The sequence below is a fragment of the Adhaeribacter aerolatus genome, from assembly GCF_007991635.1.
Taxonomy (GTDB): Bacteria; Bacteroidota; Bacteroidia; order Cytophagales; family Hymenobacteraceae; genus Adhaeribacter; species Adhaeribacter aerolatus.
This window is the reverse complement of sequence record NZ_BJYS01000053.1, coordinates 26,115-39,947: the sequence shown is the minus strand read 5'-3', so window position 1 is coordinate 39,947 and position 13,833 is coordinate 26,115. Positions and strand designations below refer to the sequence as shown.

Below are 13,833 nucleotides of genomic sequence, written 5' to 3'. Positions count from 1 at the left end.
TCCGTTGCTGCAGGTACAAGGTGCCGGGCTGTCCTTTGCCACCGCCGGCGTACACATCTTCCAGGCCGTCGCCGTTTACATCGGCCGGCACCAGACATGGGCCGGCGAAGGACTGTGGGTTCACCAGCAAGGGCTGCCGTTTAAAATCATTTACCCCTTCCTGCTGGTGCGTATATACTAACGGTGACTGTACTTCCGTAAAGACAGGATTAACTTTATTTCTAGGCGGAATTTTGCCGGTAGCTTCAGTTTGATTTAGGGTGAGCACCTGGTTGGCTTTAACCTGCCGGAGCATTTGTTTTTTCTGGTTGGGCCAAACTACGAGAAGCGAATCAACTATAGCACTGGCACCCAAACCAAAATGTAATACCGGCGAAACGCTGGACTGGTAACCACGCGTTGGCATTTGCTCCAGGTATTGCTGTTTACCTTGCGTGTAAAGAAAAACTTTGGCACCAAAGCCGGCGGTATTCTGGCCTGCGCCTTTAAGTTTAACTTTTAGATAATGATGTTTGAGTTGCTTATCGGATTGGTTCTGATAAATAAAAGCCGCTTGGTTTACATTATTCACCACCAGGTCTAAATCGCCGTCGTTGTCCAGGTCGGCATAGGCGGCGCCACTGCTGTTAGCGGCAGCGTTTAACCCCCAAGCGGTGTTGCTATTGGTAAAGGTAAGATTACCGTTATTCTTGTATATATAATTATTTACTTTGGAGGCTGGCATCTCATGAACCAGGTCCAGCACATCGGTTCGTTCCAGGTTACCACCTCTTTGCCGCGCATATAAATCCGTAAATTTAACAAAATCCATATTTGTAAAATCCCGCAAAACACCGTTGGTTACCAAAAGGTCTTTCCAGCCATCGTTGTCATAATCGGCAAACAAAGAAGCCCAGCTCCAGTCAGTGTTAGAAATTCCAGCCAATTGCCCAATCTCGCTAAAAGTACCGTTTCCGTTATTTACGTGCAGCATATTGCGCATGTATTGGTAATAGAAACCGGTTTTTATGTTCAGGTCAAACTTCTCATAATTATCGGGCGAGACTAATAATTTTTGCCGGCGATTGTCTTCCGGCAGCATATCCAGGGTATAAATATCGGGCAGCGCATCGTTGTTGATATCGGCAATATCGTTACCCATGGAAAACTGCGAAGTATGGCCCAGGCTTTTTTGGATTTGGTTACTGAAGGTGCCGTTTTTATTATTAATATATAGGTAATCCGGTACCGTGTAGTCGTTGGACACATAAATATCCGGCCAGCCATCCTGGTTAATATCTGTTATACCAGCTCCTAAACCATAGGTAAGCGCTGAACTTTGCAAACCAGCCTTTTCGGTAATGTCGCTAAACGTTCCTTTATTGTTCTGAAAAAGACGCACACCAATTTGCGGATTTGGCTCTTTTAATATCTGTTCAGTGGTTACTTCATCCAGGATTGGGGCCGGGTGCGGATTATGATTGAGTAAAAATAAATCCAGATCACTGTCCTGGTCAAAATCAAAAAAATGGGCATTGGTATTAAAGTAAGCATTGGCTAACCCGTATTCGGCGGCCTTATCTACAAACTGCGGTACCCCCTTGGCGTTCGGACCCTGGTTAATAAATAACTGCGGAATACGTTTAGCTTCGGGCAACCGCCCGGAGTAGCAGACAAAAATATCTAGTTGGTTATCGCCGTTTACATCAGCCATGGTTACGCCGGTCTTCCAGGGTCCGGGTCGCCCGGAAACGGCAGCCTCGTCCGTAATATCGGCAAACTGCATGTTCCCTTTATTTAGGTATAGGCGGTTAGGCACCATGTTGCCCGTAAAATAAATATCGTCTAACCCATCGCCGTTTACATCACCTGTTGCTACCCCGCCCCCGTTGTAAAAATATTCGTATACGAGTACGTTGGTATTTGGTCCTTCGTCGAGGGTATTGGAAAAGGTAACGCCAGTTTGGTTGGGGGATAAAAGGGTAAAAAGCGGATTAATAACTTTCTCCGGAGATGCAGTAATCTCCTTTTCGGCAGAACGCTGCTGGCAGCCTGCCAAAAAGAAGTGTACCAAAACCAGTATTAAAGAAAATTTTAACTTACTACTTAGCAACTCAACTGAAAATTAAGATTTGGTTAAAATGAAAAATCTATGCCGGTAATTACCGGCATAGATTTAAATAAAAGGTTCATCTTTAAATTAGTAACCAGGGTTTTGAACCAAATCTGTATTCCGGTTCATTTCATCCCGATGAATAGGCAGGAAATACATTTTATCATTCCAAGAACGATTCTCTTTACCGGGGTCAATTTCAAATACGGTATAAGTGTAATTGTAGCTGGTAGGATCGAATTTGTAAGTGGTAACTTCTTTGCCTGGTTTCAGGGCACCAAATATAGTTATACCATTAGCTTTACGACCCAAGGTAGTTGGTGCAATCATCCAACGTCGCGCATCATAAAAACGCTGTTCTTCAAATACCATTTCTACCCGGCGCTCGTTCCGGTAGCGCTGACGGAGCGCATCACCAGTTTCGGTAACAGCCGGCATGCCAGCCCGGAAACGCACTTTATTCAGCCAGGTCTTAGCCTCCGCATCCTGACCTAATTCAATACATGCTTCCACGTAATTTAATAAAGCTTCGGTGTAACGGAAGAACGGCCAGGGAACTTGCTGCCAGGTATTCTGGTCTACAATAGCCGGATTTGGATCGGTGAATTTACGCATGTAATAGCCGGTATAGCTACCATTCCAGTCTTCAATAGAACTCTTACGGGTATCCAGGCCAAAATGGATTTCTTTTTTTCCGCCGCGGATTACTTCATAACTTCCTGTTTGAATCTGATTTAATGGGTCCAGCGCTTTAGCGGCATTAGAAGGACGTACTTTCCAAGGTGAACCTTCTACCAGGAAAGTTGAATAGAAACGTGGATCGCGATTTTCATAAGGCGCTGAGGCTTGCTGAGAATTACTCCAGTTAAACTTGGTTCCATCCATCATTTCATAATCATCGATCAAGTGCTGGATGGGCGTGTTACCGGCCCAGTTGTTATAGCCATTAGGACCATTATACAAACCCTGACGGCCGCCATTTTCCTGCTTCGAGTTGATAAAATAACGGGCAAAAAGGAGTTCTCTTTCGCCACCACCTCTGGCTAAGGCCACATTCATATAATTAGTGGTACCTTGTTCTTTGGTTGCTGGCGCAGTTAAGTCTAGCTGGTAACCATAACCCGGTAAATCCAACACCGCTTTCGCGGCATCTTTGGCTTTTTGCCAACGCTCGTTACGGCTTCCGGCAGAAATTGTTAATAGCTCGGGTTTAGCGTATGAGGCCATGGCGCTGGATTTAGCTTTTGCGGTAGCGGCATCGTATAAATCACTGGCAGCGTATAACAACATACGCGATTTTAGGGCAAGTGCAGCCGCTTTCGAAGCCCGGCCAGGCACCAGGTTTTTACCTTCCAATAATTTGGCAGCTTCCTCGGCATCCTTCACAATAAAGTTAATACATTCCTGCATTGTATTACGCGGAGCCATGTAAGTCTCTTCCCCTAATTTGTATACCCGGTCTACAATAGGCACCCCGCCGTAATTCCGTACTAACTGGTGGTAATAGTAAGCCCGCAAAAATAATGCTTCGCCTTTCAAACGATCAACCAATGTTGGGTCATTAAACTTAGGCGTTTGCAGGTTTTCTAATGCCAGGTTAGCAGCCCGGATACGGAGATATAAGTTCCCGTACTGAATTGGCCCGTTAATCCAGCCTGGATCAGCCGGGTTAGACCGGGACTCCGTAATGGTAGTAATATTCCGGCCAGGGTGGGTAAATATGGTTTCATCGGTTAAAGATGCCTGCATTTGCTCATCTAAACCGCCGTTGCCCACGCCCGCATAAATCTCAGATACGAATGCTTCTGTTAAACCAGCATCTGCCCAAACCGCTGTTTCGGATATTTGGTCTAATGGTTGGGTGTTAACAAAATCATCGCTACAGCCCGTAGCCACCAGGGATCCGATGAGGGCTGCAAAACAGATATTTTTTATTTTATTCATTATTTCTAATCTCCTTAATTATTAAAATGTAACCGAAACACCACCACTTAAAATACGCGCTTGCGGGTAATACTGTCCATTGGTATTGTCGGTTTCCGGGTCGTATACCTTTAATTTATCCCAGGTAAAAATGTTAAGTCCGTTAACATAAACCCGTAAATTGTTTATACCAGCTTTGCTCGATAAAGCCGTTGGCAAGGTATAACCCAACTCCAGGTTTTTCAACCGGATATAATCGGTATCGCGCAGCCAATAAGTGTTATTGAAGGAGTAATACTGGTCGCCGCGGTTAGTGATGCGCGGATGCTCACTGCTTGGGTTTTCAACTGTCCAGCGGTTATCGTGGATGTATTGCAGGTAATTACCTATGTTACCCATTTCGCCAGTATAGATGTATTGTTTAGCACCGGCCGCACCCTGGAACAGGATAGATAAGTCGAAGTTTTTGAAAGAACCACCTAAAACCACGCCACCCTGGAACGGCGGAATGTTGGTTACATCGGTACGAACCTGATCATCCGGAGTAATTTTACCATCGGGCACCCTCGTAAAATTTCCGGCAGCGTCGCGTCCACCAATATCTTTGTACTTCATGTCGCCGGGGCGAAGCTGGTTAACAAGGGCTTTGTAGTCAATAGGATTGGCATCAATTTCGGCCTGGTCCTTAAATACGCCGTCATACTGATAGGTTAAGAAAGTAAACATCGGCATACCGGTAGCGCGTTGCCACTCAGGAGCACCAGGTGCTTCGTCGCGGAATATAATTTTGTTTTTAGCGTAACCGCCGTTAACACTTACATTATATTTAAACTCACCTACCTGGTTCTGGTAACCTATGTTGTACTCAAAACCTTTATTAGATACCTCTCCAAAGTTAGTAAGCGGAGGAATGATACCAGTACTTTGCGGATAAGAGGCCGATCTGGAAGCTAAAATATTTGTCCGTTTGTTGTAGAACGCATCAAACTCAAAGCTAAAACGACCGTCGAATGCCGAACCTTCTAAACCAACATTAGAGTTGTTGGCTACTTCCCAGGTAATAGTGTTGTTCGGGATGCGGGTTTCATAGATGGTTTTCGTCTCAATATTATTCAGGATATAAGTCCGGAAGCCAAAAGTAGAAAGATATGCATACCGCCCTACGTCGTCGTTACCGAGCTGGCCCCATGAGCCGCGTAATTTCAGGTAGTTAATGGCTGGAATGGCATTCTTAAAGAAGTTTTCTTCAGAAACTACCCAACCTGCCATTACGCCCGGGAAAAAGCCATAGCGGGTTTGTTCCGGGAAAATATCGGAACCATCGTAGCGCCACAGGAATTCAAGTAAATATTTTTCTTTAAAGTTATAGGCAGCCCGGCCAAAGTAGTTTATACGAGCCCGTTCTTCCGCACTACCACCATTATTTTTCTCTAAATCTCCTCCGGCAAACATTTGATCAATGGCTGGAGAAATAAAGTAGCGGCGGAAAGCATTAAATCCATCTGAATTTATAGTCTCGCGGTTAGTACCGGCTAACAAGGTTAATCCATGATCGCCGAACTTGCGCTCATAGTTTAAAACACCACCTAAGAGAATATTTAACTGATTGAAGGTACTTTGGTCTAAACGGGGTTCAGAAGGGCCACGTTTGGTTGCTACCAGGTTTGGATTGCCGTTGGCGTCAACACCTGTACCGCGTTGGTACAAGGTCCAGGGAATTTGCCAGTTTTTTCCGCTATTTATTTGTTTATCGATAGCGGCGGTTCCGGTAAATTTAAGACCTTCTACACCAGGAATTAAGACATCCAGGGCGCCGTTGGTTTGAAAGAAATCGCGTTTATCCCGCTGATAACCACTTAAATCGGTGGTAATAACCACCGGGTTTTCACCATTTTCAATGTCCGGACCAGGCATACCATTTGGCCAATAAGCTTGCTCCTGTGGTTTGCCGCGCATCTGCATCCGGAATATAGCACTAGCTGGCCGCGTTGGGAACATACGAAGCTCTTCCCGGCCTAATAAACCAATAGTAGCTTTAACATACTTGTTAATGGTAGCGTCCAGGTTTACCCGGATATCGTATTGCTTGTAGCCGGTGGCAGAGTTTTTATAATAACCATCCTGGTTCTGGTAACCCATCGATGCCAGGTATTTCAGGTTATCGGTACCCCCTGTTACCTGTAAGTTGTGCCGGGTTTGCGGCGACCAATTTTTTAAAGTGGCTTTATACCAATCGGTATTAGGGTGCAGCCAGGGATCAGTACCATTGCGGTAAAGTTCTAAATCATTCGGAGTATAAGGTGCATTGCGCACCGTACCATTCGGCCGGGTATAAGTACCGGTTTTCTTATAAGCTTCAGTAGCGGCAGCCCACTCGGAAACGGGTAATTCATATACGTTCAAATCATTCAGCATGCTGGTATATTCCGCTGAGCTGGTCAAATCCGGAATTACGGTTGGCTGCGAATAACCTTGGTTGAAATCATAAGAAAGTTGCGGTTTACCAGTCTTACCCCGTTTGGTGGTAATCAGGATAACGCCGTTAGCAGCCCGCGAACCATAAATAGCAGCTGCTGCATCCTTTAGTACAGAAACACTTTCGATATCTTTCGGATTAATCCGGTCTAAACCACCGGCCCGGCCCGGCACACCATCAATTACAACCAGGGCGCTGTTATTATTAAGGGTGTTAGAACCCCGGATCCGGATGGCCGAACCATCGTAACCAGGCTCACCACTGCGGTTTACCGCTACTACACCCGGCAGACGACCGGCTAAGGAGTTAGATAAGTTTACAGTAGGAGATTTTACCAGTTCAGCTCCTTTAACAGCAGCTACCGAACCGGTTACGGTTTCTTTCTTCTGTACCCCGTATCCTACCACTACCACTTCTTCCAGCGCTTTGGCATCCGGAGCCATGGTAACGTTAATAGTAGTCCGGTTATTAAGGGGCACTTCCTGGGTGTTGTAACCTATAAAAGAAATTACCAGGGTGCCGGTACCATTGGCTACATTTAAGGCATAATTACCGTTAGCATCAGTAGCGGTACCATTAGAAGTGCCTTTTACCAATACGGTTACTCCCGGAAGGCCATCGCCGTTTTCGGCGGTTACTCTTCCTTTTACAGCCAGACCTTGCGCTTGCGCACCGATCACAGCCAAAAACAAAAGGTTCAGTATCAGAAAATACTTAAACCTTTCAAGTAAAGGTTGTTTCATAATTGTTTTGGTTTGGTGGAAATTGTTTAGTTAAAAATAAACTTTGCTAATACTCTGGATTAAAAGCAATTAGCATTAATTAATTGGGTAATTTTGGACTTTTAATTTACATAAGGGTAAATTTTACAATTAAAAATAAATTCTAATTTATGGAGTATTATCAGAGAATCAAGTCACAGAATAAAATTTAGACAGTATTTACTATTATGAATATGTTATTGCAACTCTTTTAGAAAAAGTCAAAAAAAATTAAAAAAAAACCAATCATTTTTTCTTTTGAGAGTAAAAATAAATGTTAAGAGGGAAAGATCTTTTAGCAATAATTTTTATAAGGCTTTAAGACATGAGAATTTTAAAAATAACATTTATAATTATATCAAGAATTTGAACCAATTTTTATTTATATCAGGGTGAAATATTCCGAAGCTGGTCTTTCCGGAAATTTTGGTAGCAGCAACATCCAGGATTAAGCTTTAGCTCGCTAAGAGGCCTTTTGTTCCGCATAATTATTTACTCGTATTCCTGGTTCAAATATTAGTATCAGGTTATAAAAACAAAGCGGATTACTTGTATTCATATCTGGCTGGTTCAGCCAAACGGGTTTATCGTATTATATCTTTCTATTTGACATAAGGTATGTAAATTGCCTAAGCTTAATATACTATTAGAAAACTTTGAAGTTCATGCTCCGATGAAAGCCTATTTAATCCGGCGGGCAAGCGAAGCCGATGTACCTGGAATTACAGATTTAGCGAATAAGTACGTTTATGATAAACTATCTGTAGCTGACCGAACCGGCGGGTTTCTGACGGGCAGATTTGAGCAACCGGCAATCATAAAGATGATTAACTCTGCCAATAGCCTCGTAGCCCTTTATCACCAGGAAATTGTTGGGTTTGCGCTCAACTCCAGGTTGCCGGCCGAAGATTATCCTCCACTGGTGCAGAACATGATCGTTAAACTTTCGGAAATTACTTTCCAGCACCGGCCCCTTACCGCTTACTCCTTTTTCTTCTACGGACCCGTACTGGTTAGTAAGCATCACCGCGGCCAAGGCTTGCTTTCCCAAATGTTCCGGCGTACCCAGGACCAAAACCAACAGAATTTCCAGTTAGGATTAGCCTTTATACACGAACAAAACCAACACTCCTTAAATGTTCATACCCAAACCTTGGGCCTGGAAGTGGTAGGACAATTTACTTTTGAGGATCATCAATATTATATCCTGGTTTTTCGGGTTCGGGAATAAGGTGGCCGATATAATAAAAATAATATGCTACCCCTTGATCTGCTAAAACCGAAATCCCTTCCGGATCTCTCAGCGCTATTTATTCCCGGTGACACTTATATATAAGTGTCACCGGGAATAAATAGCGCTGGCTCCTCACTTAAGAATATTTTCGATGGCTGCTAGTTCTTCCGGGCTGAAAGCCGGACTATGCAAGCTTTGTAAAGCATCGAGCAATTGCGTTGGTTTGCTGGCGCCTATTAGTACCGAGGTAATCCGGGGGTCTTTGAGTAGCCAGGCCAGGGCCATCTGTGCCAGGGTCTGTTCGCGTTGCTCAGCCAGTTGGTTTAGCGCCTGTATTTGGGTAAGTCTTTCCGGAGTAAGTTGATTCGCCCTTAAAGCGCCGTGTTCTTTTGCCGCCCGGGAGTCGGTGGGAATCCCGTTTAAATATTTATTTGTAAGTAGCCCTTGGGCCAGCGGCGAAAAGGGAATACAACCTACGCCTTCCTGCTCCAGTAAATGGAGCAAGCCGCCTTCTACCCATCTTTCGAACATAGAATATTTAGGCTGATGAATAAGGCAGGGAGTACCCAGCGCCTTGAGTATAGTAATGGCTTGGGCTGCTTCTGCCGGCCGATAGTTGGAAATACCAACGTACAAAGCTTTACCCTGGCGAACAATCAAATCCAAAGCGCTCATTGTTTCCATCAGCGGTGTTTCGGGGTCAGGACGGTGGTGGTAAAAAATATCTACATAATCCAGGCCCATTCGCTGTAAACTTTGGTCGAGGCTGGCCACCAGGTATTTTTTAGAACCCCAGTCGCCGTAAGGCCCTGCCCACATGGTATACCCAGCTTTGGTAGATATAATCATTTCGTCGCGGTAGCTTCGGAAATCCTGTTTGAGAATCCTGCCAAAATTTTCTTCGGCGGCGCCCGGAGGCGGACCGTAATTATTAGCCAAATCGAAATGAGTAATGCCGTTATCAAAAGCCACCTGCATTATTTGGCGGGAATTCTCCAACACATCTACGTGCCCGAAATTATGCCAAAGGCCTAACGACAAGGCAGGTAATTTTAAGCCGCTTTTGCCACACCGGCGGTATTGCATGTTGGCATAACGGTTTTGGTTTGGGGTATAAGTCATGAACTGATTTAGGGCTTGAGCGCATATTAAATAATGGCTACAAGATACTACCCCCGCCCCTACTAAACCAACCCGAAATTTTGTTTTGCTTAAGATTACGTCAATACCCGTTTTGTCTTTATTTTAGAAATATTTAAGATTAAGTTTGTCTTCGGTAATGGCGTTATAAACTCTTATTCTAAATGAAAAATCTTAGCCTACTTTTCTTTTGCGTGCTTTTATCAACTCTAGGTATTAAACAAACGGCTAAGGCCGTAGCGGTACCAGCCGTTTTCTCCGACCACATGGTGCTGCAGCAAAACGCCGAAGTAACCATCTGGGGTTGGGCTAACCCCAGCGAAGAAGTAAAGGTAACCTGCAGTTGGGATAATAATGCCGTGAAAACAAAAGGCAATAACCTGGCACAATGGCATGTAAAAATTAAAACGCCGATTGCCGGTGGACCGCATACTTTAACCATCAAGGGTTATAATACCATCGAAATTAAGGATGTACTGATGGGCGAAGTCTGGCTTTGCTCCGGCCAGTCTAATATGGAATGGACTACCCGTGCCGGCGTTGATAATGCGCAGCTGGAAATCGCGAAAGCCAATTATCCTTCCATTCGATTTTTTACAGTACCCCGCCGATCAGCCGATGGGGCGCAGTTAGACGTGGATGCAAGATGGATAGTTTGTACCCCCGAAACCATGCCCAATTTTAGTGCAGTTGGCTACTTTTTCGGCCAGCGGATTCACGAGAACCTGAAAATGCCGGTTGGCCTGATTAATAGCAGTTGGGGCGGTACTCCGGCCGAAATATGGGTTAATGCCAAAACCATAACCGAAAATAAAGATCTGGCCGAAGCCGCAGCTAAACTAAAAGAAGAACCTTACGGACCCAATAAACCTGGTAAAGCCTTTAACGCCATGATTGCGCCGCTTACTCCTTACCGGATTGCCGGAGCCCTTTGGTACCAGGGCGAATCTAATACCAGCAACCCGCAGAATTACGAGAAGCTGTTACCGGCACTTATTCAAAACTGGCGGACTGAGTGGGGCTATGCATTTCCGTTTTACTTTGTCCAGATTGCGCCTTACAGCTACGGCGATAAACATAACGGGGTATTATTACGGGATGCCCAACGGAAAAGCTTAAGCGTGCCCAACACCGGTATGGTTGTCATCAGCGATGTAGGTAATATCAAAGATATTCACCCCCGCAACAAAATACCTGTGGGCCAGCGGCTGGCAAATTGGGCGCTAAATAAAACGTATGGCAAAGAAGATGTGGTTTTCTCCGGCCCGCTGTATAAAAGCATGAAGACTGAAGGAAATAAAATCCGGCTATCTTTTGACTATGCCGAAACAGGGCTGGCAGTAAAAGGAAAAGAATTAACGCTTTTTGAAATTGCAGGAGCAGACCAAAAGTTTGTACCAGCCACGGCCAAAATAGCCGGCAATACGATAGTAGTACAAGCCAAATCTGTTAAAAACCCGATGGCCGTAAGGTTTGCCTGGAGCGACACCGCCGAACCTAATTTATTTAACAAAGCCGGCTTACCGGCTTCGAGTTTCCGCACCGATGACTGGCCGATAAAATAGAAACAAGTTCCAGCAAATAAGAAAGCTACACTTTGGAATTGGCTTTTTACGGTTGCGGGCGTCCCGCTCAAGACGACCGCCTCTGACTGAGCTAACAGTTGTTAAAATATCGGGTCTGATTATTAAACGGCCAGCGGCCAGGAAAAAATCATGCGTGGGACGACCGCGTTAGCAAGCTGTAAAATAAAAAAGCCAATAACTGTCTTTTCAGCTACTGGCTTTTGATTATCAGAAAATTTAAGCTAAAAATGAAAGTTCCAGGATTTCGGTAATAATTAATAACCTGCATGTTGAGTTCTGTTCCAGAACAGGGATTGGTTCAACGGTATAAACCTAAACGGCATTTAGTAAATAGCGCCCCGGTACACTGCGTTGGAACGCATTCGCGAGGGTTTTCCCATCATTCTATATGCTTCATCACGGTGTAGTCGCCTGGGTGCTGCGTTTAATAGCATTATCCGGGAGAAAATCGCCGAACATCCACTCCGAACCATATCTTTTAAGGGGAAATTTCCCTTGATCAGTTTTTTTATGAGGCATTTGAAGTTAATCAAGCTCTTAATTTAAACCGCTTGCCTAGTATAACTGGTAAAACATTCCTCTACCAGGCACCCAATTTTAGCGGCCAAAGTCGTCCTGCACCCGTACAATATCGTCTTCGTCCGAAGGGTTAGCGGCATCGGTGTGTTGCCAGATTTCGGCCAGTACACCCCAATCATCCAGACCAACCAAACGGTGGCGCTCGCCTTGTTTCAGGGTAATTAAGGAACCTACCTCGTGGGTTTCCACTTCGCCCTGCTCATCGGTCTGGCTGGTTGCCACCCCTACCGTACCCCGGATTACTTTCCAGATTTCCGCCCGCCGGAAATGGTATTGCCAGGATAGCCTTTTTTGCGGAGCTACGACCAATATTTTAGGGCTTAATTTACCGGAAATCCGCAAGCTGTCCACAGACAATCCGTCGAAGTACGTATCGGCAAACTGCTGAGCCTGGTCCTCGTTTATTACAAAAAAGCCACCCCAGGGGCGCGTCTGGTCTTGCTTATCAATGGTAAAGCCCTGGTGTTGCAATTGCTGTTCTATTTCCCGGAATAAGGTTTCTTTGGTTGTTGCCGTTGCCATGCTGTTTTAAATGCTTTAATTTCTAGCGCTTAATTGGGTTGATATTTAACCAAAATTAGCTTTTTAATAATATTCGGCAAAGGAAAATATATTTTCTGGTAGCAGCACTTTACACCAGGTTATAACCGCTCAGTAATTCCAGTAGCCCAATTATCCAATAAAAATTCGTTTGTATTGCGCCTAACGATTATTATATGCAAAGCCCGAAGCAAAGCAATGGTTATGTATATACATTGTTAGGCGTTCGCTAATTATTCTGGAATTAAGTTGTCTGTTCTAACGGCTTCATCTGCTAAATCAAAGCTGTGATAACGATTAAAAATGCAACCCCCTTTTCTCAAAAGTCGCAAATTAAAATCTTTAATAGCGTCTGAAATGGGCCTGTCATAAAGAAAATCTAAAAACTCAATGTCATCAATTATTAGTTGCTGTTGGTCTTGTCCACCACTTTTATAAACTACATTTCCAATTGATAACGTTTTATATTTTTCAAGTAATTCGGTTTCTGTATAAGTTTCAAATAATTTACTTTTTGATAACCAAATTGCAATTGAAAGTCCCTTTTCTTTTTTTACTATTCTGTTTTCTTCGTATTCAAATTCTTCTTCAAAAATGTTTAGTGTTTCTTGCCAAAAGATATTAACTCTGATTAAAGCATTATCTGTAGATGGCAAACAGCTACAACACCAAAATGAATATTCAGTTTTTTTTGGATACGGAATCGTAAAGTAAATGTAATGTTGAAGAATATCACAGCAATTTTCAAAAAGTGGATTTGATTTAAGTTGCTCAAATTTTTTTGTATATCTTTTTCTGTGTTCAGGATATTCAAACCTTTTTGTTGTCAAGCTTTCAAATGGAAGTTCATAGTTTATCCATTTCCCCTGTTCTTCTTTTGAAACAATAAGGTCAAGGTCTGTTTCCCCAATTATAATGCTGACAATATTAATGTTACGTAATTCTTTCTTTCTGTTTTCAAGTTCGTAAACTGTTTCTCTTTCAATCTCTGGAAGTTTTGATTTTGCAACTTCTTTAAAACTAATAAATTCAATGTCCAAATGGTTTTGTCTATGTTGAGCATACCTGTTTACAACATCAATGGCAAGTCCAACGTAATACTCGCCATTTTCAAAATGCAATATGTAAATACCACAACGATTGTTTTGAGAAAATTGTCCTGCAATACTTCGAATGCCTTTTGCATAAAAATATTTATCAAATCCAATATTTTTAAATTCTGATTCCATTATTACAAGGTCTTTTTAGTGACGCCCAACTATTGGCTAAACGTACCATTGGTGTTAATATTTCCTAGTTCAGTAAGTGGTTTTGAATTGTAAATTATTTAAAATGAACGATTTAAATTCTTTAACCAGTTCTTTTTTCTACCAGGTACGTTTATCTATTTTTGTCTTTAAGATATTTAAATATATTCATAAATTTAAATATTTAATTTATCCAGTGGACAAATTATTTCTTCCGGTCCGTGTTGGGTATTATGAATGTAAATTTTGGTGGTC

General features: G+C 43.4%; 8 protein-coding genes. 2 read left to right on the top strand and 6 right to left on the bottom strand.

Annotated elements, in window-relative coordinates:
* The 3 genes from AAE02nite_RS24540 to AAE02nite_RS24530 all read right to left on the bottom strand — a co-directional run.
* Positions 1-2,053: CRTAC1 family protein (locus tag AAE02nite_RS24540; RefSeq protein ID WP_246151241.1), on the bottom strand; the 2,053-nt coding region annotated here is incomplete at its 3' end.
* A 126-nt stretch (positions 2,054-2,179) separates the two neighbouring features.
* On the bottom strand, positions 2,180-4,036 hold the full coding sequence (locus tag AAE02nite_RS24535; RefSeq protein ID WP_146904886.1) for a RagB/SusD family nutrient uptake outer membrane protein: 1,857 nt from the start codon (positions 4,034-4,036) through the stop codon (positions 2,180-2,182).
* A gap of 21 nt (positions 4,037-4,057) precedes the next feature.
* A complete protein-coding gene (locus AAE02nite_RS24530) occupies positions 4,058-7,234 on the bottom strand; it encodes a SusC/RagA family TonB-linked outer membrane protein (protein WP_146904883.1) in 3,177 nt (1,058 codons plus the stop codon).
* A 691-nt stretch (positions 7,235-7,925) separates the two neighbouring features.
* Here AAE02nite_RS24530 and AAE02nite_RS24525 point away from each other — a divergent pair.
* Positions 7,926-8,483, top strand: coding sequence for a GNAT family N-acetyltransferase (locus AAE02nite_RS24525; protein ID WP_146904880.1), 558 nt, complete (start codon positions 7,926-7,928; stop codon positions 8,481-8,483).
* 135 nt (positions 8,484-8,618) lie between these two features.
* On the opposite strand, the gene mgrA is transcribed toward AAE02nite_RS24525, so the two are convergent.
* Positions 8,619-9,608: an L-glyceraldehyde 3-phosphate reductase gene (gene mgrA, locus AAE02nite_RS24520; RefSeq protein WP_146904877.1), complete on the bottom strand. Its 990-nt coding sequence runs from the start codon at positions 9,606-9,608 to the stop codon at positions 8,619-8,621.
* 182 nt (positions 9,609-9,790) lie between these two features.
* On the opposite strand from mgrA, the gene AAE02nite_RS24515 reads away from it, so the two are divergent.
* Positions 9,791-11,191, top strand: coding sequence for a sialate O-acetylesterase (locus AAE02nite_RS24515; protein WP_146904874.1), 1,401 nt, complete (start codon positions 9,791-9,793; stop codon positions 11,189-11,191).
* Positions 11,192-11,809: 618 nt separating this feature from the next.
* On the opposite strand, the gene AAE02nite_RS24510 is transcribed toward AAE02nite_RS24515, so the two are convergent.
* Both AAE02nite_RS24510 and AAE02nite_RS24505 read right to left on the bottom strand, forming a co-directional pair.
* Entirely contained in the window at positions 11,810-12,313 is a 504-nt protein-coding gene (locus AAE02nite_RS24510; RefSeq protein ID WP_146904872.1) for a cupin domain-containing protein, read from the bottom strand.
* Positions 12,314-12,564: 251 nt separating this feature from the next.
* A complete protein-coding gene (locus AAE02nite_RS24505; RefSeq protein WP_146904868.1) occupies positions 12,565-13,560 on the bottom strand; it encodes a GIY-YIG nuclease family protein in 996 nt (331 codons plus the stop codon).
* Positions 13,561-13,833: the final 273 nt, after the last annotated feature.